Here is a 25,537-nt window from a genome sequence, read left to right as displayed (position 1 = left end):
AAAGATTTATGATGTCCGTTTTCGCTGCCGCTGTGACATGCACGGCATGGATAGTTGGATCTGTCCTCTGGGTAGAACTCGTGCGGGATGCGTATCACGTCTTATCGCATCGAGTCCCATTTTTATATCGGCAGCACGTCTGGCATCATCGCGTCTTTCGCCGAGACTTGACTTTTGCGAGTGCCGACATTTATTGCAAAGCACAGTGGCATAATGACTTGCCGGAATGCTTGGTGATGCTACTGCTTTCCTTCGGTGCGTGGTATCTCTGCTACTGGCAAACACCCACCTATCAGTGGGCAGCCTTGGCGGGAACTGCCTATACAACGATGTTTTTAGTCAGTTGTATCGCCCGTGGTAGTGGTAGCGAATGGGCAAGGGAAGCTACAGATTTAACTCATATGCCTGGTGCGTTTACTTCCCCTCCCGCACGCTGGTTTGTGAATCGTACCTATCACTGGCGACATCACTTTGATGATGACGATGCCTATTTTTGCGGTACTTTTACTTTGGTGGATAAGCTTATGGGTACAGCATTGGCAGTGAAAGGAAAAACAATTGCCGTAACTGGTGCGTCGGGAACGTTGGGGCGATCGCTATTATTACACCTCCACCAAGCAGGGGCAAAAGTCATTGCCCTGAGTTCTCAATCCGAACCCGTGACGCTAAGCGTTGGCGGTAAAACCCTAGCAGTTAAAACTGTATCGTGGCAGGTAGGGCAAGAAGCCGAATTATCCCAATTGTTAGAAAAAGTTGATATTTTAATCCTCAATCATGGCATTAACGTGCATGGCGAAAGAACGCCAGATGCGATCGCCAAATCTTATCAGGTTAACACTTTCTCCTCTTGGCGACTGATGGAAATGTTTCTCGCCACAGTCCGTACTAACGAAGATATTGCCACAAAAGAAGTATGGATAAACACATCGGAAGCCGAAGTTAGTCCTGCTGTTAGCCCCTTATACGAGCTTTCCAAGCGAACTTTAGGCGATTTAATTACTTTACGGCGGTTAGACGCTCCTTGTGTCATCCGCAAGTTGATTTTGGGACCATTCAAAAGTAATTTAAATCCAATTGGAGTCATGAATAGCGATCGCGTCGCGAAACAAATTATTGCCCTAGCTCAGCGCGATGTCCGTAATATTATCGTGACAATCAACCCTTTAACTTACATCCTATTTCCGTTAAAAGAATTTTTTGTTTCGCTCTATTTTCGGTTATTTAGTCGTTCTGGTAATTTATCGCCATCAGGCGATCGCTCTGAGTCAGCAAAAATTAAAGTAGAGATCGAACGATAGAGCGAGAAATTTTAATCTGTGAATTCTTTGTCAATCGTGTAGCTGGAGAAGGGAACCTGTCACCCTTCTGATGCTCGTTCTTACATCTATAGCAATCCTATTTGATTCATGAACGTGGAGCAGGCTTCTAGCCTGCCGCAGTCTAGAAGCCTGCTTTACAGATCGTTTAGAACTGCTATATAAGCAGATGGCTCTGTTTAACGACTATCATTGAATTTTTTATCGCTGACAAATTCGTCACTTTTTTATCCCAAGTTTGTCACCTACTTGGATTTAATCTGGAATCAGTGTAAAGAACCTTTGATTGTATAGCGTGTCTATTTGAGTTGCGAACCAACGAGTGAGGATTGTCATTTGTCATTTGTCATTTTTGAAAGCACAATTAGCAGGTTACAGACAGATGGACGATATTTTCACAATTGGTTTAGACCCGCTATATACATCTAGATACTTTTTAGTGGTGATAGAGGCTCTGTCGATGAAATTGTTCTGACATCAAGAGCTAGAAAGGGGGTATTTCATGGCAGGCGGATAGCGTTTGAATACAGGATCGCGCTGTGAGATTTTGAGACTTGCCACTAGCTCAGTTGCACTACAAGTTAGGACTGATTACACCTGTAGAACTTCAAATTGCATTTGACCGAGAAAAATCAAAAACTTTGTATTTTTCATAAAACGATCGAGGAGATTTCTTCATGCGTCAGCTACTAGCTTCTGCAAGATATATCATGTTTCTGCCTGCATTATCTAATGTCTTAGCGGCATTGGTATTGATGATCTATAGCGCGAAACAAACCTTGTTTATTATTCTTGAACTTTTGAGTAAAACCATCACGGTTGGAAAAGTCCCCAAAGTCACTCTTTTCAAAACTGCTATTAGCTTTATTGAGATAGTAGATATCATGCTTTTAGCTACTGTAATTTTGATCTGCGGTCTAGGCTTGTACGAGCTATTTATTGGTGGTTTAAAACTTCCAAATTGGTTGTCAATTCGCAATCTAGATGACCTTAAAGAAAAGCTAATTAAGTCAGTAATAGCTGTAATAGCCGTTCAGTTTCTTGTGGCAGTGGTACATAATGATAGCAATTTACTATCCTATGGTGCAGCAATATCTATGGTAACTGTTGCCTTGGCAATTTTTACTAATTTGTCGCATAGCGCTAAGAAAAAGCTTCAAGCTGAAGATGAAGTTTATAAGACAGAAAAAGTTATCAAACACATTTTACATAGACATCAAGATTCAGCAGAGCAGCCGCAAAATATTACATCAATTCATCCACAATCCGATCGCCGTGCTAGTTAGGGTTGTATGGCAACAATTGCTCTCAGTAACCGTATAGCTCCTGCGATCGCAAACCTGTAGAAGATGATTTACAAGTAAAAACACTTTGAACCCAGATCCGCAAATAAGTTTGGATCTGGGTGCAACCTCTTTGTGGGGTACGCAGATGCTAATTTTGTAGCACTCAAAGCTGTAATTTATTACAATAATGGTAAATAATACCATAATAGAAACAGCGAATGATAGCGGTTTTCAATTGGGTAAAATACGCGATCTGTAGGGGCACACAGCTGTGCGCCCCTACCAATGTCACGCACGCAATCGAGAATTGCTATGAGACTAATGGTTTGAAACCCGCACAGGCGGGTTTTGCCTGTGTAGGCGCAAATTCTATTCGCCTAACTGCAATTCGTCCAAAGAACAAAACCCCATGAGTACAACCACCCAGTTACCAATTCCCCCTCACTTTGCACCAGAGAAAGTTGGCGAAGTCTGGCGCGTCCCTTACCAACAAAGGGCAGCAGCGGCGAGAGAGTGGGCAAAAAAATATCAAATTCAACCAGCATCAGCAGATAAAACTCAAGTTTGTTTGCTACTAATTGACATACAAAATACTTTTTGCATTCCCAGTTTTGAATTATTTGTGGGTGGACAATCCGGTACTGGGGCAGTCGAAGATAATCGGAGACTGTGTGAATTTATTTATCGTAATTTAGGAGTGATTAGCGCGATCGCACCGACTCTAGATACTCACACGGCAATGCAGATTTTTCATCCAATCTTTTGGATTAACCAAGATGGAGAACATCCAACGCCATCTGCAACAAATATTACGCCTACAGATATCGAACAAGGGATTTGGCAAGTTAATCCTGCTGTAGCGTATAGTTTAAAATTAGACTACAGTATGCTCCAAAAACACGCTTTACATTATGTCAATCAACTGAGTCAGCATGGCAAATATCCCCTCACGGTTTGGTCTTATCATTCCATGTTAGGTGGCATCGGTCATGCTTTAGTTTCTGCGGTGGAAGAAGCGGTATTTTTCCATTGTATTGCCCGCGATAGTCAAACTCAATTTGAAATTAAAGGGAATAATCCATTAACAGAAAACTATTCTGTCTTGCGTCCCGAAGTTCTTGATGGTGCAGACGGCAAACCAATTGCTCAAAAGAATTCTCGGTTAATTCAACAACTATTAGAATTTGATGCTGTTATTATTGCAGGGCAAGCTAAAAGCCATTGTGTTGCTTGGACTGTAGATGATTTATTAACTGAAATTCAGCAAGTCGATCCGAGTCTGGCTCAGAAAGTTTATTTATTAGAAGATTGTACTTCTGCTGTTGTCGTGCCTGGTGTAGTTGACTACACCGAACAAGCAAACGCGGCTTTTCAAAGGTTTACCGATGCTGGAATGCAGATTGTGAAATCAACTCAACCTTTGGCGATCGCTAGTTAACCTAACTGAAGTATCGATCGAGGAGAAGCCTATTGTGCTGATTGGTTATAAATTCGATGCATATCCAGAAAAAAGAAATATTATCGACATAGTTCCCGATACTAAATACAAAAAAGTTCGCGATTTTTTTCTGTTGAAACAAAGGATTGCGAGTCAATTCAATCAGCTTGCTAACCGAGAGATATTTTCTCTGATTGACTCTTACAATCAATTTTACGATTTCGATTTGAATCGAGTTAGCCTTTTACATTTTTTCAATACAATCAGTTATGGTTCTACTCCCTGGATTACGACATTTGAAACATTTTTACCGAGATTGACTTGCTTGCTTTCATGTCCGAGCGATCGCAACTTAGAACTCGATTTTTCCGCTCTGAAAACTGAATCTAAAATGCATAAAGCTTTTCAAGCAATTTCTCGCGATGCTTGTCGGCGAATTATCGCTATGTCTGATTGCAATGCGAATATGCAAAGAAGGCTGCTAAAAGAATTTCCTGAATATCAAGAAAGCATAGAAAGCAAACTGATAGTTATGCATCCGCCACAAAGGGAGTTTGTTTCTAAATATGCAGATAAAAAATTGAGCCTGGATGAAACGATAAAATTTATATTTGTTGGTTCTTCTTTCTTTCGCAAAGGAGGGCAAGAAATTATGCAGACATTAAAAGCTTTAAAAGAGCGCTATAAATATAATCTTGAGTTAACAGTGATTAGCTCTCTTAATGTTGATAATTATGCTACTAAAGAGACGCTTGCTGACGTTGAACAAGTAAAGCATTCGCTCCAGCAATCTGACTGGATTAATTATTTTCCCCAATTACCCAATCACGAAGTTATTGAATTGATGAAAAAGGCGCATATCGGTTTATTACCGACTTACGCTGATACGTATGGCTACTCTGTTTTGGAATTTCAAGCAGCAGGGTGTCCTGTGATTACAACTAATGTCAGAGCTTTAACCGAAATCAATAATAATCATGTAGGATGGACGATCGCGGTTCCTAAAAATAGTTTAGGAGAAGCAATTTACACGACAAAAGAAGATAGAGACACTATTAGCAAATTGATTCGTGAAGGAATCGAACGAGCAGTACATGAAATATTTGCTAATCGTCAGATAATTCTAGAGAAATCTCATAACTCAATCTCTAGAATTATCGAGCATCATTCCATCGATCGCTACGCAGCAAAGTTAAGAAACATCTACCTCGAAGCAATCGGCGCGGACAAAACTTGATTGAGCTTTCCACTCCGATAACCTTCTAGATCGAGCGTGACGTAAACAAAACCATAACTTTGAAATGCCGCAGTTAGCGCCACTAAATCTGTCTGGGCGACAAAATCTTTAATCAGATCTGGCATTAACTCAATTCTTGCCGTATCTCCCTCCGATCGCACCCTTAAATTTTGCCATCCCAACTTGCGTAAATAAATTTCTGCCCTTCCTACCCGCTGTAGCTTAGATACAGTAATCTCTTCGCCATAGGGAAAGCGGGAACTGAGACAGGGTTGGGCTGGTTTATCCCACCAAGACAAGCCTAGTTGTTGCGATAATTGCCGTACTTCGGCTTTTGTCACTCCTATTTCTGCCAGAGGCGATCGCACGCCGCGTTCTTTCGCCGCCTGAATCCCTGGGCGATAATCGCGTAAATCGTCAGCATTCACCCCATCGACAATATAAGGATATCCCCATTCCTTTGCCAAGGGTTTGAGCGTATCGTGTAACTCACTTTTACAGAAATAGCAGCGATTCACGGGATTGGAAGTGTAATTTGGATTATCCATTTCATGCGTTTGAATAATTTTATGGACAATTCCGATTTGTGCTGCTTGAACTTGGGCATCTTCCAATTCTTCGGGCAACAAAGAAGGAGAAACAGCCGTAACTGCGATCGCGCGATCGCCCAAAACATCACTAGCAATCTTAGCGACTAAAGTGCTATCTACACCCCCAGAATAGGCAATCAACGCCCGTTCCATCTGAGCAAACAAAGCCTTTAACTGCTCTAGTTTTTGTAACATTAGTCTGAATCTGCGATCGTTCTGTTTCTATTGTAAGAAGTCTAGTTATTGGTTGTTGGTAATGGGTAATTGGTAGTTGGTAATTGGTTAACCGCCCCCTTGTCCCCCTTCGCCCCCTAATCCCCACTCCCTTCGGTCGTGGGGTCCCCGAGTTCCCCCCTTGTCCCCCTTGTCCCCCTTGTCTCCCCTAGCCGCCAGCCACTAGTCACCAGCCACTACTCCCTGCTCCCTGGCAAATACAAAGTAAAACAACTACCACGCCCCAATTCTGAACGAACGGTAATATCGCCGCCATGTAGTTGAGCAAGGCGACGCGACAAGGCTAAACCCAGTCCCGTACCTTCATACTTCCGGTTCAAACCACTATCGACTTGGTGAAACGGTTGAAAAATTGCTTCACAATCTTCTAGCGCAATACCAATCCCAGTATCTATGACTGAGAATAAAATTTGTTGAGATGTTTGTTCAATGCGTAACGTAATCGAACCCGTATCTGTAAATTTGAGCGCGTTAGATAATAGATTGACTAGAATTTGATTCAAACGCCGTCGATCGGCAGTACAGGTTATTGCCTCAGAAGCGATCGCCAAATGAAATTCTAATCCCCGCTGCCGACAACGTTCTTGAAAAAGAGATAGACAAGCTTGTGCTATATCTTCAATGGATAAGGTTTCTGGGGTTAATTCTTCTTTTCCTGCTTCAATTTTAGTCAGGTCGAGTAAGTCATTGATCAGGTCTAATAAATGCTTGCCAGAGGTATGAATGCATTCAATATACTGCTTTTGTTTGGCATTTAACGAACCAAAGATTTGTTCCATTAATACGCCAGAAAAGCCTAAAATTCCCGTTAGAGGTGTCCGCAGTTCGTGACTGATATTACTTAAAAATTCGCTCTTAGCTCGATTGGCTGTTTCTGAAACCAATTTTTCTGCTTCTAATTCTTGAGTACGTTGTTGGACTAATTCTTCTAAACGCTCGTAACTTTGTGCGTTATAGAGGGCGATCGCAGCTTGATCGGCAATTTGTTGCAATAAATAAATTTCTTCGTGAGTAAAAGTGCGATAAGTGTTAGTAGTCTGCAAAGATAGACCACCGAAAAGGCGATCGCGAATAAAAATTGGGACGCTCAAAACAGAACGAGTACTTGCTTGTTCTACTTGCATCTGTCTAATTCTCGTAGAAGGCAATTGAGAGTAGTCAGGAGCGTGAAAATAGCGCCGACAGTAAAAATCAGAGTCAGGATCTATCAGATCGATCCATTCTGATTTGGGAAATTGGAGGTTGAGCATTGAGTAAATGCGATCGCTAGCTCGCCACTCTTTCAAAATTTGCACTGAGTCTGTATCGACAGAAAAGATTAACAGTCGATCGACATCAAAACATTCGCCAGTCAGTCTGACAATTTCTTGTAAAATAAAATCTGGATCGAGGATAGAATTGAGTGCTTGACTAATCTGATTGAGAGTTTGCTGGCGGTGTAATTGCTGCTGTACTTGAGAAAATAATTGGACTTGATGAATGGCGATCGCGCACTGATCGCTAATTGCTCTGACTAGAGAAATCTCTTGCTCCGTCCAATCTCGTTCTCGCTCGCATTGGTGCAGGATAATTCCACCCAGAAACGACTGACGATACAATAAAGGGGCGATAATCAAAGCGCGAATGTTACATTCTCCGGCAGCGTCTCTAACTGCCATAGAGACATTCTCATCCATATCGCGAACGATAACCATCTCTCCCCGCAGCAGTTTATCTTTATAAAAAGGGTAAAGAGAGCATTCGTGTCCTAGCAAATGTTCCCGTTCTCTGGTCGCAGCGCTGATATGATAAATTCCCATTTGGGCTTGAGAATTGGGCTGAGAAATTAGGCAACGACTCAAACCTAGAGCTTGGTGTAGCATATCCGCTGTAATTTGCAGCACCTCATCCAATACCAAAGTTTCGCGCATGGCGTGGACGATGTGATTGATAATTGCCTGTTGCTGCGCTTGGAGTTGAGTGCGAGCTGCGGCTTGCTGCTGTTGGCGACGAAGTTCAAATTCTTGCAGCGATCGCTTCAACACTACGGGTAAGCGAAACAACCGCTCTTTCATGACATAATCTGTCATGCCTGCTTTGATGCAATCAACTGCTGCCTCTTCTCCCAGACTGCCAGTCACCAGAATCAGGGGAATCTCATGCCCAGATGCCTGCAAAAGTTGCAACACCTGATATGCCGTAAACTGAGGTAACCGATAATCTGCCAAGATTGCATCGTAAGTTTGAGTTTGCAGCAGGTGCTGGCACTCACTCTGACTTTTGGCGATATCGTAGGTAAAAGCGATCTGGGCGGATTCAAGGGCAAGTATCATCAAATCGACATCTGCCTTTACGTCTTCTACGATTAACAGGTGAAGTTGCGCAGCAATTGAGAATTCTTGCCGCCGCATAACCTGAGAATGCTCTAGAGTCTGCATAATTGGCTGAGCAGAGGGCGAGGACAGGGGTTTACATGGCAATAGCATCCAGTACGAACCAATACGGCGAATGACACCGATTCAGGTTTCAAAATCTAGTGATTTCACTACGTGGCTGCTGATTTCCAGAGCGTAACATGCATTTCAGTTATTGTCTGCTGCTGTGGTAGTCAAGATTACCTAAGACCCGATCTTGAGCGACTCTGCTTGGACGAATAACATCCTAGCTGGCGAAACTTCTACTCCGCTCTACAATTATCTTCAGGAAAGTCTAAATTTCATCAAAAAAGTAGCACCTTGTTGGGGTATGCTCTCAGCCCAAATTTTGCCACCGTGACGGTGAATAATGCGCTGGACGATCGCTAATCCAATACCCGTACCTTTAAACTCTTTTTGGGAGTGCAACCGCTGAAAGGCTCCAAACATTTGCTCGGCATATTCCATCTGGAAGCCTACCCCATTGTCTTTAACAAAAATTGTGGTGTTATCTCCTAGTAGTGTGCCAATTTCTATTCTGGCTGGTTGGCGATCGCCACTAAATTTCACGGCATTGTCAATTAAGTTGGCAAACACTTGTCGTAATAAGACTGGATCGCCGTCGATTGTAGGCAAATCCCCAACGATAAATTCGATCTGACGGTCTGTGGGAGTTTGACTTTTAATTAAGGCGATCGCCGCCTCAACTAATTCTCGCACGCTTACAGAAATCTGCGTTAAAGGTTGCCGTCCGGCTCTAGACAAAGCCAATAAACCATCAATCAACTGTGTCATCCTGATGCTGCTATCTTGAATAGTTTGGATGTAACTAGCAATTTTGGGATCGGCGATCGCCTCAGTAGACTCCAAGCGCTGCGCCAAAGCATTGGCAAATCCGTGAATGTGGCGGAGTGGCGCGCGTAAGTCATGAGACACGGAATATGCAAAAGCATCCAATTCCGCATTTGCTAACTCCAATTGAGCCGTGCGATCGCGCACTCGTTTTTCGAGAGTTTCATTCCACTGCTTGATTTTGACTTCGGCTTGCTTGCGCTGAGTAATATCTTCTACTAGTCCCACAATTCGATAAACTTCCCCGGCGCGATCGTGAATTGGAAAGGCGCGAGAGAGTACCCAACGCACCGAACCATTGGGGCGGACGAGCCGAAATTCATGATTAAACTCCTCTAACAGCTTCGTCCCCAGGGGCTTTTGCTCTAAAACGGCAATTAACGCGGCACTATCTTCAGGATGGATTCCCGCCAGGAAAGACGATGGCTGAGCGTACAAACTTTCACAAGTCCGCCCCCACATTTGTTCGTAAGCGGGATTGACATAGAGAATCTGCGTGAGTCCAGGGGTAGACATCCATAAAACTTCGCGTAAATTTTCCGCAATTTGACGAAACTGTGCTTCGCTCTGTCGCAGTTGTTCTTCTACCCGTTGGCGTTCGGTGAGATCCAGGCTACCACCAAAAATGCGCACCGGATGCCCTCGCTCGTCCCTGACGATCAAACCCCGTTCCCAAACATGAATATACTGACCGTAGCGATCGCGCAGGCGATATTCTACCTCAAAATCCTCACTATTACCAGCCAACGCCGAGGACAAAACAGCATAGGCTGGCGGAAAATCATCGGGATGAATGCGCTCGTGCCACCATGCGGCATCATTTGGAGCTTCCTCTGGTTTGTAACCTAAGACCTTGAGCAATCCTGGAGTTCTTTCGACTGCTTGAGTTTGCAAATCCCACTCATAAATCGTGGCATTAATTGCTGCCGCTCCCATTTGGAAGCGATCGTTTGCCCTGCGCAACTCTGCTTCTACATGGCGTAATTGGGTAAATTGTCGTTCTAGAGAATCTGCTAGTTCGTTAAAAGATTGTGCTAATTGTTTGATTTCTAATGGAGCATAACGTAATTTTGAAATGCAAACTCGAAAATTACCTTGCTCAGCCAATTGACGGCTTGCTTGATTCAGGAGGCGCAACCAACGCCCCAGCAAAACTTCAATTCCCACCCAGACGAGCGCCATTGCAACCGTTGCAGCTAGCATCAGTACCGTACACTCGAACCGAGGAATGCGATCGGTATTGTGAATGAAAAAGAACAGGTACAGGGGTAAAACAGCAAGGGCAACCAGAAATACTAGGTGCGCATGGAGAGTATTGAAAGATTTAGATCGGAGCATTCACAAAAGTTGAATTTAAAAACATGAAATGAATGCACTTTACAAGACGCAAGACGCAACTCGCAAGTCACAATTCAACCCCACACCCCACTTACTACTGGTTCCACCAGCCACTGGTTCCACTAGCCACTAGCCACTTCGTTGCTTTTGTACAGATTTTACGCATAACATCTCTACACTGATAACTGATAACTGATAACTGATACCTGTATGGACGCACAACTGGCTCAATTATTTGTTAATGGGGTAGCTGTAGGTAGCATTATTGCTTTAGCTGCGGTTGGGCTGACGCTGACTTATGGCATTCTACGGTTAGCTAACTTTGCCCACGGCGATTTTATGACTTTGGGCGCTTATTTAACTTTGCTAGCCAATACGAGCGGGATTAATATTTGGCTCTCCATGTTACTCGGAGCAATTGGCACTGTAGCAGCAATGCTGATATCCGAAAAGCTGATCTGGTCAAATATGCGATCGCGGCGTGCCACTTCCACCACGCTCATTATTATTTCGATTGGACTCGCTTTGTTTCTCCGTAATGGAATTATTTTTATCTGGGGTGGTAGTAACAAAAGTTACGATATTCCTACCAGTCCAGCGAGAGAAATTTTAGGAATCAGAATTCCCCAGAATCAAATCGTAGTAATGCTTTTAGCAGTTATCGTTATTTTGGCGCTGCACTACTTGTTACAAAATACGAAGATTGGCAAGGCGATGCGTGCTGTTGCTGACAACCTCGACTTAGCGCGCGTATCTGGGATTGATGTCGATCGCGTCGTACTTTGGACCTGGGCGATCGCTGGGAGCCTCACGGCTTTAGGTGGTAGCATGTACGGCTTAATTACAGCCGTCAGACCGAATATGGGCTGGTTTTTAATTTTGCCGATGTTTGCTGCCACAATTTTAGGTGGAATTGGCAACCCCTACGGCGCGATCGCTGCTGCTTTAGTCATTGGCGTTACCCAAGAACTCAGTACACCTTTCCTCGGTTCTCAATACAAACAAGGTGTAGGTCTGTTCATTATGATTCTGGTGTTGTTAGTACGCCCGAAAGGATTATTCAAAGGTACGATTTGATTCGGCTAGGAAGTCAGTGACCAGCGACTGGCGATCGCTAGTCACTAGCCACCAACTTACTAGCCGCCAGACAACTATGGATTGATAATGTGGAAGTAAATAGCAGCTACCAGAATGTTACCTGCTAGCAGGATCAAGCTAACTATCGTCCGAAAAGGAAACGGAGCGTTAGCATTAGATTTAGCAACATCTTGACCGACAGTTGGTTTAGTTGCTTGAGCAGCCATAAGCTTTTCTCCTCAAAATAAGGGCATCTACAGAAATACCAAACAGCGGTACCCCTTGCCTACTTCCGTTAAAAATATTTTTGTGAAAAGAGGGAGCAGGGAGCAGGGAGTAGGGAGTAGGGGAAGAGAGCAGAGGAGCAACTACCAACTACCCATTACCACTCTTGACTGACAACTGATAACTGATAACTGTTCACTGTCCGGCATGATAGGAGCTACGCACCAAGGGCGCGGAACGGACGTGGCTAAACCCTAGATCGCGAGCGATCGCGCCTAGTTGCTCGAATTCTTCGGGAGTCCAGTATTTTTGGACGGGTAGGTGTTCTAAGGAGGGACGCATGTACTGCCCAACTGTCAAACGATCGCAGCCTATTGCTCTAAGGTCTGCCATTGTTTCAATAACTTCTTCTGCTGTCTCTCCATGCCCCAACATTAACCCGGATTTTGTCGGAATACTCGGATCGATTTCTTTGACTGTTTGCAGGACTCGCAACGAGCGATCGTACTTAGCCCCTCTTCTGACTCGTCCTTGTAGCCTTTTGACAGTCTCAATGTTGTGGTTGTAACAAGCTGGTTTTGCCCCTACAACTGTAGCAATTCTTTCCCTTTGTCCTACGTCTCCCGCGCCCGTACCACCCCAAAAATCAGCAGTCAATACTTCAATTTGCGTTTGAGGATTGCGATCGCGAATTGCTGTCATGGTAGCAACAAACCAACTCGCTCCTTGGTCAGCTAAATCGTCCCGCGCTACAGAAGTCAAGACGACATAGTGCAATCCTAGTGACTGCACAGCCTCTGCGACTTTCTGCGGTTCTTCTGGGTCGAGTGGCATGGGTGCGTGACCTTTATCCACTTGACAAAAAGCACAAGACCTAGTGCAAGTTGGACCCATCAGTAAAAAAGTGGCTGTTTTTTGGGCGTAGCATTCGCCTCGGTTCGGGCAGCGTCCCTCCTCGCAAATTGTGTGAATCTGTCGCTGCTTCACAATTTTTTGAACTGTAGATAATTCGCTTGCCTTACCAATCGGTCGGCGCAGCCATGACGGTAAAGCCTCAATTTCCGACTTGAACTCAGAACGAGAAGATAGAGTCATATATTCAGTGACCAGTGACCAGTGACCAACTTCCATTATTAACCACCAACCACCAATTCCCCATTACCGACTACCAATTACCAATTACCCTTTTGATAGACAATTTGCCGACCGAAAATTTACCGAACTATATCTATTTAAGGAAAATTTTGCGATCGCGCAATCAGTAAAAATTCCCTTGGAGACAAAACGCGAACAGCGTTAGGTTTAGTTCGTAGTTTTGTTGTGCAAGGTTAGCTAGAAAAGTAAGTTACTGGTGTATCCCAGGTGACTTTTACTCTCACTTACGTGTTTCAATTGAGCGAGTTCGAGATGTTGGCGATCGAGAATTTAAATTTACAGTTAACTAATATCTGCCGCACTCACTTTCTAGACTGCATAACCAGATATTCCCGCCTTTAAATCGTATTTTTCTATCTTATTCCCCTTAAAATTCATTGCCGAGGAGTCAGTTGTGGCAAGTAACAAAATCGTAGTTATCGATGACAGTCGCGTAATTCGGATGCGCGTCAAAGAAATGTTGCCACCTGGCAACTTTGATGTTTTAGAAGCAAAAGATGGTTTGGAAGGACTCAACTTAATTCGTCAAGAACGACCGAACCTGATTATGCTTGATTTTTTGTTACCTAAACTCAGCGGCTGGGAGGTGTATCAGCAAATCCAACAAAATGCCGAACTCCAAAAAATTCCTTTAGTCTTAATGTCGGGGCGCAAAGAAGAAGTTGTCGAGAAAATTCCAGAGCCATTCGAGTATTTTGAATTTATCCCTAAACCGTTCGAGCAAAAAGATTTAATCGGTGCAATTAAAGCGGCAATGGTAAAGTCAAAACTGCCGCGCCAAGGAGGAGCAACAGCACCAGTAGCGCCACAGGTGGCTGCAACAGCAACTGGAACCAGCACATCATCATCCGAACTGCAAGCTTTGAATGGAAAAATTGCTGCTATGCAGGCAGATATAGAACGGTTAAAACAGCAAATGGCACAAGTCATGGCTGTGCTGGCTAGAAAATAACCTATAAGTTAGGTTTGAGCAGTTAGCTTTGACGACTGCTGAAGAAAACATACCTGGTAGCGATCGCTGCCAGGTATATTTTTTGGTCATTAGCCATTGGTTGTTATTCTCTCCTCTGCTCTCTGCTCCCTGCTCCCTGTTAACTGTTAACTGACAACTGATAACTGACTCCCCAAAACTAGTAAATTGAAAAGGATGATTTTTGGACAGCTAATGGAGTTAGATGGTTTTAGCTGGGTAAGTAATTTTACTCTGTGGGGATCTACGCCTTTACTGCTAACTGTGCCAGAAGCAGAGGCAAATAGTGCTTTGGTGCTAGCAGGAGTGCTGCTAAGTTTGGTCGTCATTTACTTTGCTAGCAAAGTGGGTGGAGAAATCTCTAACCGCTTTGGTTTACCTCCAGTTTTAGGCGAACTGGTGGGTGGTGTCATTGTCGGAGTTTCTGCCTTACATTTATTAGTGTTTCCAGAAGGTGGGGCTGATGCTACGAGTTCTCTGATTATGAATTTCCTTCAAACCACCGCAGGGCTAGCGCCGGAGGAAGTTGCCCCCACCTTTGCCGCTCAAAGCGAAGTGATTTCAGTTTTGGCTGAGTTGGGTGTGGTGATCCTGCTGTTTGAAATTGGGCTGGAATCAAATTTAAAAGAATTAATGGCAGTCGGTATCCAAGCGGCTGTGGTGGCTTGTGTAGGGGTAGCCGTGCCGTTTGGTGCAGGTACGGCAGGGTTGATGATATGGTTTGGTGTACCTGCCGTGCCTGCGATTTTTGCTGGTGCTGCCTTGACTGCAACGAGTATTGGTATTACTTCCAAAGTCTTGTCGGAACTGGGAACTCTCAACTCAAGAGAAGGTCAAATTATCTTAGGAGCCGCCGTAATTGATGATGTACTAGGTATCATCGTGCTGGCAGTGGTGGCAAGCTTGGCGAAAACTGGCGAAGTGGACGTGGGTAATGTCATTTATCTGATTATTAGTGCCACTGGTTTTTTGTTAGGGGCAATTCTACTTGGCAATGTTTTCAACAAAACCTTTGTTACAGTTGTCGATCGCCTCAAGACGCGCGGTGAATTAGTCATCCCAGCTTTTATCTTTGCTTTTGTCATGTCATACTTAGCTGCGGCAATCCATCTAGAGGCGATTTTAGGAGCATTTGCCGCTGGTTTAGTGCTAGACGAAACTGACAAGCGCAAAGAACTTCAGAAACAAGTCGTACCGATCGCGGATATGCTCGTTCCCATCTTTTTTGTCACTGTAGGGGCAAAAACCGACTTGGGAGTTCTCAACCCCGCCGTTCCCAGTAACCGCGAGGGGTTGATTATTGCTATCTTTCTGATTGCTGTGGCAATCGTCGGTAAAGTTGTCACGGGTGCTGCCGTCTTCGGACAACCTGGCATCAATCGTTTAGCGATCGGGGTAGGCATGATTCCTAGAGGCGAGGTAGGACTAGTATTTGCTGGTGTTGGTTCTGCAAGCGGCGTTCTTTCTAAACCACTAGAAGCTGCCATTATCATGATGGTGATTCTTACCACATTTTTAGCACCCCCCCTCTTGCGTTTCGTCTTTCCCCCCACCACTGCTGTAGGAGGTGAACCAGAAACTCCCGTGTAGTAAGACAAGGAGGACAGGAGGACAAGGAAGAAATTCAATTCCACAAGCCAAAATCATAAATTTCCCTCACTCCTCACTCCTCGCTCCTCACTCCTGAAATTTGTAAATTTTGATGTACTTTTATCGTTCTGTTACGGGCAAACTGCGATCGCAGCCGCAAGATGCGGTACTAAATTAAAAAACGCGATCGGATAAGGAGGGTCAAGAAACTATTAGCATTTGAAAAATTATGCATTACACTACTGAAATCTTCTGCTACTCAGTTAAATTTTTCTGAAAATCAATGGCTCAATTGAGATAAATTAATCGATCGCTTGTTGGTGTGAGCGGACTGCAATGGGAATACTTATATGAAGCGCGAATCGTCAAATTTGATGAGAAGCATTTCACATTATGTTTAAATCTAGTTTCAACCATTATTGGAGGACTCAGGTATACTCATGGTCGGCATTGGCTCGACACTGCGGGATCGGATGGAGTGAAACAGCGCCAACAGAGGAGACGTTGACAGCTGGGATGCATGCGCATAAGGAGAAAGCACCGTGAAATTATACTGGCTTTTACCCAGTACTTTAGGCATTTTTCTAATCTCGTCTCCTACTGAGGCGGCGAGTCTGAAATCGTGGCATTTTAATGCCAAACAAAATCGACTGGAAATCAAAACAGAAGGCAAAGTTCAACCCAGAGCAAAGCTGGTATTTAACCCCACGCGCCTAGTGATTGACTTGCCGGGGACAGCTCTGAAGCGAACGACAGTCAAACAGAAAGCGGGTGGAGCGTTTCGCGCTCTCCGAATTGGACAGGTTGACCAAAAAACGACGCGGATTGCGCTCGAACTCAGTCCAGAGTACAGTCTCGACCCTAACCAGGTAAAGGTTCGCGGTGCTTCTCCCAGTCATTGGTTGGTGCAATTGCCGCAGCCAGAAAAAATTGCTAGCTCGTCTCCCGCTCCTGCACCGCAGTCGTCAGATGAGTCTGCGTCCTCAGAATCTCCGCAGCCACCTGTGGAGCCACCAGCTGCGACTACGCCTCCAGAATCTCCACAGCCACCAACGGAGCTACCAGCTGCGGCTACTGCACCTTTGACGATCGCAGCGCCAAGACCATTAGAAGCAGCACCTTTATCCAATCCTAGTCCTGCTGTCTCTCCACCCAGGCAGTATTTACGGCGCACCAGCCGCACTACTGCGCCAGCCACGCCTACTCCATCTGTCAACGGCTTGCAAGTACAAGGCGTTCGTGCTACGGGTGATGGCTTTTTTATCCGTACTGTTGGCACTGGCAAGCTCGACGTTAATGTCGATCGCAACTCCGATGGGGACAAAATTTATGTCGATCTCAAAGGTGCAAGTTTAGCACCTAATTTCTCGCCTCCAAGGGCATTCAGCCGTTTTGGGGTGAAAAAGATCGTCCTCAGTCAAGCTCAGTCCGAGCTGCCTATAGTCCGCCTCACGATGGAAGTCGATCGCGATAGCCCTAACTGGCGGGCAATGGTGAGTCGATTTGGCGGTCAGCTGGGCAATCAATTCGGTGGAGTCGTTTTACTTCCGAGTCGAAATCGGTATACGGATCGCGCTGATACAGAGCGGCGCAACAGAACGACAGAATTAGCCACAATTGAATCGGTGGACTTGCGAGGCGATCGCCTCTACGTCAAAGGCGATCGAACTTTAGTCTATGCCAGTGGTTGGGATCGCTCGTCTGCTGCCTACAGCATTACTATTACCAATGCCCAATTAGCTAGAACGGTACAGGGACCAACTTTAGATACCAATAGCCCAGTTTTAAGGGTGCGCTTGCGGCAGACCGATCCGCGCACGGTAACGATCCTAGTCCAACCAGCAGCAGGAATACGGGTGGGAGAGGTCGAGCAACCTAGCCCAGAGTTTCTCTCGCTAGATTTGAAGCGTTCCTCGGTGGTAGTAGCACCGCCGTCGGCTCCATCCTCTAGCCCATCAATTACCATTCCCCCGCCAGTACCCGCAGCACCACCGCGCATCCGCGATCGTAATGGGAAAACAATCGTTGTCATCGACCCAGGACACGGTGGCAAAGACCCAGGGGCTGTTGCAGGAGGAGCGCAAGAAAAAGATATCATTCTGCCAATTAGCAATCGAGTTGCTCAGATATTGGAACAAAACGGTGTTCATGTCGTGCTGACGCGGGATAGCGACTATTTTGTCGGACTACAAGGACGGGTAGATATCGCCGAGCGAGTGAATGCTGACTTGTTCGTCAGTATCCACGCTAATTCCCTGCCCACGCGCCCAGATATCAGCGGTTTGGAGACTTATTATTTTGATAGCGGCTACAATCTAGCCGTGACAATTCATAATGCTATGTTGCGAAATGTTCCAAATCTTCGCGATCGCCGCGTGAGAAAGGCTAGATTTTACGTCCTACGCAAGAGTTCTATGCCAGCTGTTTTGGTAGAAACTGGATTCATGACAGGGAAACATGACGCACCGCGTTTGAAAACGGCTGCTTATCAAAATCAACTGGCAGAAGCGATTGCTCAGGGTGTTCTTCAGTACATTAAACAACAACGTTGACACTACGGTAATGTCAGTGTTAATTATCAACTTGACGGATGGGTTTGCGTTGCTGGTTGCCGCTTTTGCTAATACCAGTTAACAAACTTGCCCATAGGTTCTGTGCTAAGCATAATTAACGGGTTAAGCTCGAACTGTGTTTTATTCCTATCTTTCTATCAATAATCCTTCCGATTTTCCCAGTCGAGAACCCCAACAATCGCCAATTGGCGTATTTGATAGTGGTGTGGGTGGTCTTACTGTTTTAACTCAGCTGTATCGGCAGCTACCAAACGAATCTATTTTATACTTTGGCGATACGGCTCGCCTACCCTACGGCACGCGATCGCCAGCCGAGATCGTACAATTTACTCGCGAAATCCTCTGCTGGATGCAACAGCAGCAGGTAAAAATGGTCGTGATGGCTTGTCACACGGGTTCCGCTCTAGCTTTAGAGACGGTGCGGTGGGAATTTCCGTTTCCCATTTTGGGTGTGATTTTACCTGGAGCAAAGGCGGCGGTAAAACAAGGTAAACGCATCGGTGTAATTGCAACTCCAGCAACTGCTGCTAGCAACGCTTTTCCACAGGCAATTCAAGAAATTGATAGTACTGCTAAAGTCTGGCAAGTCGGTTGTCCCGAATTCGTGCCTCTGATCGAAGATAATCGGATCAACGAGCCATACACTAAAGAGGTAGCACGGCGCTATCTGGCTCCCTTAATTCAGCAGCAAATCGATACTCTGATCTACGGCTGTACCCACTATCCTCATTTATCACCCGTGCTGCGATCGCTTTTACCTAACAGCATCAAGCTGGTCGATCCGGCAATTCACGTTGTCAAAGCCGTAGCTTGCGAACTCGATTTACTAGGACTGCGAAATAATTTACCACCGATGCCAACTCGCTTTTGTGTCAGCGGTTGCCCCCAGCAGTTTATTCAGTCCTCCGTGCGATGGCTGGGTTATGCTCCTGTGGTGGAAAAAGTTAATTTAGAAACAGTCCTTACTCCCAGTTATCCCCTAGAACTTTTGGACTAGAGACGTTTGTAGAGACGTTATATGTAACGTCTCTACACGGTCACCGGTCGCTGGTCGCTGATAGTTGACCCAACCCTTCCTCTTTAGGAGTAGAGATGTCCCGAGTCTCGGGATTTTTTACCTGCCTTTGCGCTAACAGTAGTAAAAGGTAAACAGTCAATAAATAACCAGTTGCCAAGCAAGGAATAATCATGGGTACGTTGCCGTAAGTCATTGTGCCGCCAGCGAGTCAAGAAAGAGAAATAATGTTTAGAAAATAAGACAGCGCAAAGCATCGACCAAAAGCAGCTTTTGGCAGTTTCCACGTCGCAATAAGTTCTTACCAGTCAGTCAAACGAATGCCTCGCCAGCTGCTGGTTTCCTCACTGTTTTCCGCACACCACTAACTTAATTTCCGAGATTATCTCTCTATTCAAAACCTTTAAGCGCTAGCAGGTCTACCAAACAAAATTAACTGACTGGCACTTAAAAGTTTCGGAACGATGCCGAGGTTCTGGGTTGCGTTTGGGTATGCTCACCTAATCGACTCAGCCGATCTCGTTACCTCTTGGCAACTTGCTCGACTGTGTTGAATTTGTGAATTGGTTTAAATGCTTCAGTATCTAGGCTAACACATGAATCTAGACTTTTAGTCACTAATGTTGCCTCTAAATTTAAAATCAACGGTCGGATAGATAAATCTTGGGTAAATTTACTGAACTTGGGAAGGATGACTTTGACAAAGCGAAGTTTTTCTAAGTCTTTTTGCTGAATTGTAGCTAAGGCTACGACAATTTTTTGCAGGAAATGCATTGGGGCGATCGCGACGATTGCGAAAAATTCCATTTACCAAAACTTCCCCCTTGCCGAGGCTTAGCTTAAAATGAGTACAGAATATGTAAAATTTCGTAAAAAACTATTAGAGTCAGCTCCTTCATGACATCAGCGACTTCCCTATTTTCTCCAGTTGAAGCAGACCTGCGTATACTGTCAGAGAACCTAATAGAACTAGTAGGAACTCGTCATCCCATCCTCTCCGCCGCAGCAGAGTACTTGTTTGGAGCTGGAGGAAAGCGGGTGCGACCAGCAATTGTTTTGCTGATGTCGCGGGCGACGATGCTAGATGAGGATATTACTCTCCGTCACCGCCGACTTGCGGAAATTACGGAGATGATCCATACGGCAAGTCTAGTACACGACGACGTAGTAGATGAAGCTCCAATGCGGCGCGGCGTTCCTACCGTCCATAGCTTGTTTGACAACCGGATTGCCATTTTAGCAGGCGACTTTTTATTCGCTCAGGCTTCGTGGCATTTAGCCAACTTAGACAATCTGGAAGTGGTCAAACTGCTTTCGGAAGTGATTATGAACTTCGCCACAGGTGAGATTCAGCAGGGAATGACTCGATTCGATACCGCAATGACGATTGAAGCTTACTTAGATAAAAGCTATTACAAAACAGCTTCTTTGATTGCTAATAGCTCTAAGGCTGCGGGTATACTCAGTGGCGGCTCAAAAGAAATTGTCGATCGCATGTATGGCTACGGTCGTCACTTAGGTTTAGCATTCCAAGTCGTGGACGATATTTTAGACTTTACAGGCTCGACAGAAGTGTTGGGTAAGCCAGCCGGATCGGATCTCAAAAGCGGTAATTTAACCGCACCCGCTTTGTACGCTCTGGCAGAAAAGCCTTATCTTGAAGTCTTAGTCGAACGGCGATTCGAGCAAGAAGGGGATCTAGATGAAGCTTTGGCATTAATCAAAGATAGTCAAGGCATTCAAAAAGCCAGAGAGTTAGCCTCTTACCATGCTAACCAAGCAGTAGAGTGCATCGGTTATCTTCCAGTTTCAGAGTCTCGACAAGCCTTGATTAATATGAGCGATTACGTGTTGAATCGATTGTATTAAATGGGGAGTAGAGAGTTGTAGAGACGCTACATGTAACATCTCTACAACTCTTCCTTAGTCCCTCTGCTAGCGGCTACGGCTGAAGAAAATAGCGGCGATAATGATGAAGCCTAAAAGCATCAAAGGAACCCAGAGATTGGGGAGATCTGAGCTGCTCATGTTAGAAGATTTACAAATAGCTGATAGTGGTTTGGGCAGTTGGGAACATTCTCTATGAAAATAGATAACGCCGATTGGGGTAGCAGGGAAAGACAACGGCAGGAATAAAAGAATTTCAAAACATACAATTCATCGTATCCTTGAGGCATAAGGGCTGTCGAGCTAGTAGGTCTGTGTAGAGCCACGGAACGTCTCGACTCGTCACAATGAATGAAGTATTGCAAAACAGGGGGATACGATGTCTCCAGATTTACTCATCTGGCTGCAAGAGCGAACGGCGCTATCGGTGCTATCGTCAGAAGTATTAAATGCGATCGCCCAAGTTGCTGTAGAACGAGTCATCCCCGCTAACGAGCGTTTAGTCGTGGAAGACACCGACCCAGAAGCGCTTTATATTCTGCAACAAGGTCGCTTGGAGAGTAAACACGCTAATTCGACTAGTTCCGTATGGGCGACTAGTTTGCTTCCTGGGTCAGTCATTAATCTCCAAGAGTTAATCTTAGAACAGCCAGTGCAAAGAACGGTGACAGCCTTGACAGAATGTCGCTTATGGGCAGTGCCAACGGCAGAATTTCAGCAGATTGTCGGACAATACCCCGAAATCTTTCAAACGATTTCGCGCCAGCTAGCGCAAGAATTAAGCCAATTAACTTCAGCACTATCATACGAACAAGAACGAGCGATCGCCCTGCGCCCGTATTTGGTTACTAAAGTCAAGCGCGGTATCATCGGTACGAGTCGTTATGCGGTGCGGCTGCGTCAAGAAATTAGAGAAGCAGCTAATAATCAAAAATCAATTCTCATTTTTGGCGAACCAGGATTAGAAAAAGATAATATCGCTACCCTAATTCATTTCAGTTCTCCTCAACGCCGTCAGCCGATTATTAAGGTTAACTGCAATTTATTGCAAACCAGCGGTGCAGATCTTTTCGGTCGTGTTGGTGGAAAGCCAGGGTTGCTGGAGTGGTTGGGTGAAGGAACGCTGGTTTTGAATAATACTCAAGAGTTGCCCGTGGAATTAGTGCCGAAAATCGCGCAATTGCTGCAAACTGGTACTTATCAACCTATCAGCCGTTCTGAAGATGCACCAGAAGTCACTCGTACGAGTAAAGCGCGGATTTTAGCAATTGCAGAACGAACTCAACCCGCGATCGCGCGTTGTATTGGACAAACAATTAAAGTACCGCCACTACGGGTACGAAAAGCCGACATTAAAGCTCTAGTAGAATATTACATCAGTTTGTACACTCGCAGCGAGGGATTAGCCAAATCGAAAATTGCCCCCGAAGCCTTGCGTCGCCTGCAATCTTATGATTTTCCTGGCAACTTGAAAGAGTTACAAAGTTTAGTCGAACGGGCGCTCGTACAGTCGGGAGAAGAAACTGAGTTAACGGAAGAAATTTTTTGGTCGGCACAAACGAAGAAAAAACAATTTCGCGTCAACTTATTAAATATTTACCCTAGTTTACGGCGATTTCTGCGCAGTTCTTGGTATCCCGACCGGATTAACTATGGCTTTACCTTGTGGTTTTTTGCCTTCATTGTCATTATCTTATTTGTTGGTCCTCAACAGCGAGATCGAAATTTCGCCTTAAATATGTTTTGGGCTTGGTGGTGGCCCCTCGTATTGTTGGGTTTTCCGTTTGTGGGTAGGTTATGGTGTGCGGTGTGTCCGTTTATGATTTACGGCGAAGTCACGCAAAAGTTATCTCAATGGTTGTTTCCAGGGCGAAAGCTGAAACAGTGGCATCGAGAACCAGCAGAAAAGTGGGGTGGATGGTTTTTATTCGGTTTATTTACCTTGATTTTTCTGTGGGAAGAACTGTGGAATCTAGAAAATACAGCCTATCTTTCTAGCTGTTTATTACTATTAATTACCGCTGGAGCGATGATTTTCTCAGCAATTTTTGAACGGCGATTTTGGTGTCGCTATTTGTGTCCAATTGGCGGGATGAATGGGTTATTTGCTAAGTTATCGATGACAGAATTGAGAGCGCAGCAAGGAACTTGTTCGGCAGAATGTACGACGTATCAATGTTACAAGGGTGGTCCTCAAAAGGGTGAGGGCATGGAAACCAATGGTTGTCCTTTGTATTCCCATCCGGCGCAGTTGGAAGATAATCGAGATTGCGTATTGTGCATGACTTGTTTAAAAGCTTGTCCGCATCGTTCGGTTGAGTTTAATTTACGTCCGCCAGGGATTGAGTTGTGGACAACTCACATCCCTCATAGTTACGAAGTCGCATTGTTATTATTGCTATTGGGTGGAATTTTCTTACATCGCTTACCAGAAATCCAAACTAGTTTGGGTTTAAGAATTGATTTAACACAATTTTTTCCTCATTTAGGTTTATCTTTGTTGGTTTTGTTGGTTCCGACTGGGTTTGTTTTTGTGGTTTATGGTTTGATGCGATCGCTTTTTTGGATGAGGAGTTATGTCGCGCAAAGTCGCATTAGCCGCAGGCGAAGCGAAGCGTTAGGCGCGAAGGATACAAAGGATTTTTCGCGTTTTAAGCCTAAGCCGTTTGTGGAGTTGGTATATGGGTATTTACCGTTGATTTTAGGGGGAAGTTTGGCGCACTATCTGCGTTTGGGTTTGGGGGAGGCAGGACGAATTTTACCCGTGACTTTTGCGACTTTTGGTTTGAGTGGGGCGGGATTACCTGTGGTGGTGGCGCATCCAGCCGTGATTGCATTTTTACAGGGAACAACGCTGATTTTTTCTGTATTACTGACAGTGGTATTGACTCAGAAAATTGCGCGTCAACCGTTTCGGCTGTTGCTACCGCAGCATCTAGGGGCTGTAATTATTGCTGCTAGTATTTGGGCGATTGTTGTGGGGAGATAGCGCCGAAACATGGATACTCAAACGAACTCATCTTTTGAATTTTTACAACTCCAAGCAGCTTCTTTACTAATATATCAATCTGTTTTAACAGATGAGGTAGGACAGGCTTTTCTTAATTTACTACGTTCTTTACGCCAAATCGATTTGTTACAGTCATTGCGACACAGCGAGGTAGATGAATTAGGATGCGTTCGCGCTTATGGAAATTATTTTAAGGCGATCGCTTCTCAAAACCAATCCTGGCAAGGTTATTTAATTAGCCGAATTCTTATAGATGAGAATCCGTTTTCACGGCAAGTTCAAAATACCAATTTGGCGGATTTACCACCTTCTCTCATCGCCGCCGTGCAGCAAGATTTACAAGCTTTACAAAGCCTCTATCAATGTAGTGGAATTCAATTAAGTCAGTGGGTACAAGCCGCAGCTAAATTAAATTTACCTCCGGTAGCTTGGAGTGAAATAACTACAAAAACAACTACAGAAAAAGCTAGCGATCGCACTATTTACTATAAATTATCACACCTCGACAACTGGGCAGATATCTTACCAGATTTAGCCGCATACTATCGCCAACATGGTACGGGTATCTTTGCTAAATATCAAGCTTTACGCTGGCAGTCAGGACAACTTATCGGTATTCCCTATGCCGATCCAGTGCAGTTACAGCAGTTGGTAGGATACGAATATCAACGAGATACTTTGAAAAAAAATACAGAATTCTTGCTAGCAGGTTATCCCGCCCTACATGTTTTACTTTACGGTAGTCGCGGTTCGGGAAAATCTTCTTTGGTAAAGGGATTGTTACATGAATATGGCGATCGCAACTTACGTTTAATTGAAGTTGCTAAATCAGATTTGGTTGCTTTACCTACAATTGTCGAGCAACTGCGGGGCGTGCCGCAAAAGTTTATTATATTTGTTGACGACCTCTCATTTGAAGAAGATGACGATGCTTTTAAAGCTTTGAAGGTTGTTTTGGAGGGGAATATAACTGCCCGTCCTCAGAATGTTGTCGTCTATGCGACTTCTAACCGCCGTCATTTGGTCAGAGAAATGTTTGGCGATCGCCCCCGTCCGAGTCAAAATGAAGAAGTCGGAGTGTGGGACACGGTACAAGAGAAACTGTCATTTAGCGATCGCTTTGGTTTGACTTTAACTTTTGAGCCAGCAAATCAGGGCACTTATTTACATATTGTCCGACATTTAGCAGCACTAGCCGAGCTAAATATTTCCCAGACAGATTTAGATTATCGTGCTTTACAATGGGCAACTCGTCACAACGGACGTTCTGGACGCACGGCTAGGCAATTTATAGACTTTTTACAAGCTGATTTGAATTTAGGCAGTTAAGAGTAAATTTTTAATAAGTTTA

At 44.7% G+C, this 25,537-nt stretch carries 19 protein-coding genes; 13 read left to right on the top strand and 6 right to left on the bottom strand.

What is annotated here, in order from left to right; all coding sequences use genetic code 11:
• The first annotated feature begins 8 nt into the window (after positions 1-8).
• The 4 genes from CHRO_RS03280 to CHRO_RS03260 all read left to right on the top strand — a co-directional run bounded on the left by CHRO_RS03280 (position 9) and on the right by CHRO_RS03260 (position 5,277).
• A complete protein-coding gene (locus CHRO_RS03280; RefSeq protein ID WP_041462761.1) occupies positions 9-1,298 on the top strand; it encodes a bifunctional sterol desaturase/short chain dehydrogenase in 1,290 nt (429 codons plus the stop codon).
• Positions 1,299-1,993: 695 nt separating this feature from the next.
• A complete protein-coding gene (locus CHRO_RS03275) occupies positions 1,994-2,602 on the top strand; it encodes a YqhA family protein (RefSeq protein WP_015152758.1) in 609 nt (202 codons plus the stop codon).
• 409 nt (positions 2,603-3,011) lie between these two features.
• Complete coding sequence (locus CHRO_RS03265) at positions 3,012-4,040, top strand: cysteine hydrolase family protein (protein WP_015152757.1); 1,029 nt, start codon at positions 3,012-3,014, stop codon at positions 4,038-4,040.
• Positions 4,041-4,074: 34 nt separating this feature from the next.
• Positions 4,075-5,277 carry a glycosyltransferase family 4 protein gene (locus CHRO_RS03260; RefSeq protein ID WP_015152756.1) on the top strand — a complete coding sequence of 401 codons (1,203 nt, stop codon included), beginning with the start codon at positions 4,075-4,077 and terminating at the stop codon, positions 5,275-5,277.
• Here CHRO_RS03260 and larE read toward each other — a convergent pair.
• The 3 genes from larE to CHRO_RS29395 all read right to left on the bottom strand — a co-directional run bounded on the left by larE (position 5,244) and on the right by CHRO_RS29395 (position 10,684).
• The gene (larE, locus tag CHRO_RS03255; protein WP_015152755.1) at positions 5,244-6,062 is read right to left on the bottom strand and encodes an ATP-dependent sacrificial sulfur transferase LarE; all 819 of its coding nucleotides are present in this window, start codon (positions 6,060-6,062) and stop codon (positions 5,244-5,246) included. The two genes, CHRO_RS03260 and larE, sit on opposite strands and share 34 nt — an antisense overlap.
• Positions 6,063-6,277: 215 nt before the next feature.
• The gene (locus CHRO_RS03250) at positions 6,278-8,518 is read right to left on the bottom strand and encodes a hybrid sensor histidine kinase/response regulator (RefSeq protein WP_015152754.1); all 2,241 of its coding nucleotides are present in this window, start codon (positions 8,516-8,518) and stop codon (positions 6,278-6,280) included.
• Positions 8,519-8,779: 261 nt separating this feature from the next.
• Positions 8,780-10,684, bottom strand: coding sequence for a PAS domain-containing protein (locus CHRO_RS29395; RefSeq protein ID WP_015152753.1), 1,905 nt, complete (start codon positions 10,682-10,684; stop codon positions 8,780-8,782).
• A 210-nt stretch (positions 10,685-10,894) separates the two neighbouring features.
• Here CHRO_RS29395 and CHRO_RS03240 point away from each other — a divergent pair, with 210 nt between their 5' ends.
• Positions 10,895-11,761 carry a branched-chain amino acid ABC transporter permease gene (locus CHRO_RS03240; protein WP_015152752.1) on the top strand — a complete coding sequence of 289 codons (867 nt, stop codon included), beginning with the start codon at positions 10,895-10,897 and terminating at the stop codon, positions 11,759-11,761.
• 74 nt (positions 11,762-11,835) lie between these two features.
• On the opposite strand, the gene psaX is transcribed toward CHRO_RS03240, so the two are convergent.
• Together psaX and lipA are read right to left on the bottom strand one after the other, a co-directional pair.
• Positions 11,836-11,988 carry a photosystem I protein PsaX gene (psaX, locus tag CHRO_RS03235; protein ID WP_015152751.1) on the bottom strand — a complete coding sequence of 51 codons (153 nt, stop codon included), beginning with the start codon at positions 11,986-11,988 and terminating at the stop codon, positions 11,836-11,838.
• A gap of 193 nt (positions 11,989-12,181) precedes the next feature.
• Entirely contained in the window at positions 12,182-13,081 is a 900-nt protein-coding gene (lipA, locus tag CHRO_RS03230) for a lipoyl synthase (RefSeq protein WP_041462759.1), read from the bottom strand.
• Positions 13,082-13,095: 14 nt separating this feature from the next.
• Between lipA and CHRO_RS31575 the strand changes: the two genes are divergently transcribed.
• From CHRO_RS31575 to murI, 5 genes are all read left to right on the top strand, one after another.
• On the top strand, positions 13,096-13,251 hold the full coding sequence (locus CHRO_RS31575; RefSeq protein ID WP_158265965.1) for a hypothetical protein: 156 nt from the start codon (positions 13,096-13,098) through the stop codon (positions 13,249-13,251).
• Between the two features lie 284 nt (positions 13,252-13,535).
• Positions 13,536-14,093: a response regulator gene (locus tag CHRO_RS03225; protein ID WP_015152749.1), complete on the top strand. Its 558-nt coding sequence runs from the start codon at positions 13,536-13,538 to the stop codon at positions 14,091-14,093.
• Positions 14,094-14,288: 195 nt separating this feature from the next.
• Positions 14,289-15,701, top strand: coding sequence for a cation:proton antiporter (locus CHRO_RS03220; RefSeq protein WP_015152748.1), 1,413 nt, complete (start codon positions 14,289-14,291; stop codon positions 15,699-15,701).
• A gap of 542 nt (positions 15,702-16,243) precedes the next feature.
• Positions 16,244-18,253, top strand: a complete 2,010-nt coding sequence (locus CHRO_RS03215) for an N-acetylmuramoyl-L-alanine amidase (RefSeq protein WP_015152747.1) — start codon at positions 16,244-16,246, stop codon at positions 18,251-18,253.
• A gap of 136 nt (positions 18,254-18,389) precedes the next feature.
• Positions 18,390-19,271 carry a glutamate racemase gene (murI, locus tag CHRO_RS03210; RefSeq protein WP_015152746.1) on the top strand — a complete coding sequence of 294 codons (882 nt, stop codon included), beginning with the start codon at positions 18,390-18,392 and terminating at the stop codon, positions 19,269-19,271.
• Between the two features lie 540 nt (positions 19,272-19,811).
• Here murI and CHRO_RS03205 read toward each other — a convergent pair.
• The gene (locus CHRO_RS03205) at positions 19,812-20,096 is read right to left on the bottom strand and encodes a hypothetical protein (protein WP_015152744.1); all 285 of its coding nucleotides are present in this window, start codon (positions 20,094-20,096) and stop codon (positions 19,812-19,814) included.
• A 90-nt stretch (positions 20,097-20,186) separates the two neighbouring features.
• Here CHRO_RS03205 and sds point away from each other — a divergent pair, with 90 nt between their 5' ends.
• From sds to CHRO_RS03190, 3 genes are all read left to right on the top strand, one after another.
• Positions 20,187-21,158 carry a solanesyl diphosphate synthase gene (gene sds, locus CHRO_RS03200; RefSeq protein ID WP_015152743.1) on the top strand — a complete coding sequence of 324 codons (972 nt, stop codon included), beginning with the start codon at positions 20,187-20,189 and terminating at the stop codon, positions 21,156-21,158.
• A 397-nt stretch (positions 21,159-21,555) separates the two neighbouring features.
• A complete protein-coding gene (locus CHRO_RS03195; protein ID WP_015152742.1) occupies positions 21,556-24,165 on the top strand; it encodes an AAA-type ATPase lid domain-containing protein in 2,610 nt (869 codons plus the stop codon).
• Between the two features lie 9 nt (positions 24,166-24,174).
• Positions 24,175-25,515 carry an ATP-binding protein gene (locus CHRO_RS03190; RefSeq protein ID WP_015152741.1) on the top strand — a complete coding sequence of 447 codons (1,341 nt, stop codon included), beginning with the start codon at positions 24,175-24,177 and terminating at the stop codon, positions 25,513-25,515.
• Positions 25,516-25,537: the final 22 nt, after the last annotated feature.

The sequence above is a fragment of the Chroococcidiopsis thermalis PCC 7203 genome (assembly GCF_000317125.1).
Taxonomy (GTDB): domain Bacteria; phylum Cyanobacteriota; class Cyanobacteriia; order Cyanobacteriales; family Chroococcidiopsidaceae; genus Chroococcidiopsis; species Chroococcidiopsis thermalis.
The sequence above is the reverse complement of the archived record's forward strand: the minus strand, read 5'-3'. Positions and strand labels throughout refer to the sequence as shown.

Excerpts from the sequence above, each read along its gene's own strand:
- larE (WP_015152755.1), bottom strand. The coding sequence starts at position 6,062 with ATGTTACAAAAACTAGAGCAGTTAAAGGCTTTGTTTGCTCAGATGGAA.
- lipA (WP_041462759.1), bottom strand. The coding sequence starts at position 13,081 with ATGACTCTATCTTCTCGTTCTGAGTTCAAGTCGGAAATTGAGGCTTTA.
- CHRO_RS03240 (WP_015152752.1), top strand. The coding sequence starts at position 10,895 with ATGGACGCACAACTGGCTCAATTATTTGTTAATGGGGTAGCTGTAGGT.
- CHRO_RS03250 (WP_015152754.1), bottom strand. The coding sequence starts at position 8,518 with ATGCAGACTCTAGAGCATTCTCAGGTTATGCGGCGGCAAGAATTCTCA.
- CHRO_RS03220 (WP_015152748.1), top strand. The coding sequence starts at position 14,289 with ATGATTTTTGGACAGCTAATGGAGTTAGATGGTTTTAGCTGGGTAAGT.
- CHRO_RS03195 (WP_015152742.1), top strand. The coding sequence starts at position 21,556 with ATGTCTCCAGATTTACTCATCTGGCTGCAAGAGCGAACGGCGCTATCG.
- CHRO_RS03265 (WP_015152757.1), top strand. The coding sequence starts at position 3,012 with ATGAGTACAACCACCCAGTTACCAATTCCCCCTCACTTTGCACCAGAG.
- CHRO_RS03190 (WP_015152741.1), top strand. The coding sequence starts at position 24,175 with ATGGATACTCAAACGAACTCATCTTTTGAATTTTTACAACTCCAAGCA.
- CHRO_RS03280 (WP_041462761.1), top strand. The coding sequence starts at position 9 with ATGATGTCCGTTTTCGCTGCCGCTGTGACATGCACGGCATGGATAGTT.
- CHRO_RS29395 (WP_015152753.1), bottom strand. The coding sequence starts at position 10,684 with ATGCTCCGATCTAAATCTTTCAATACTCTCCATGCGCACCTAGTATTT.
- CHRO_RS03205 (WP_015152744.1), bottom strand. The coding sequence starts at position 20,096 with ATGGAATTTTTCGCAATCGTCGCGATCGCCCCAATGCATTTCCTGCAA.
- psaX (WP_015152751.1), bottom strand. The coding sequence starts at position 11,988 with ATGGCTGCTCAAGCAACTAAACCAACTGTCGGTCAAGATGTTGCTAAA.
- sds (WP_015152743.1), top strand. The coding sequence starts at position 20,187 with ATGACATCAGCGACTTCCCTATTTTCTCCAGTTGAAGCAGACCTGCGT.
- CHRO_RS03275 (WP_015152758.1), top strand. The coding sequence starts at position 1,994 with ATGCGTCAGCTACTAGCTTCTGCAAGATATATCATGTTTCTGCCTGCA.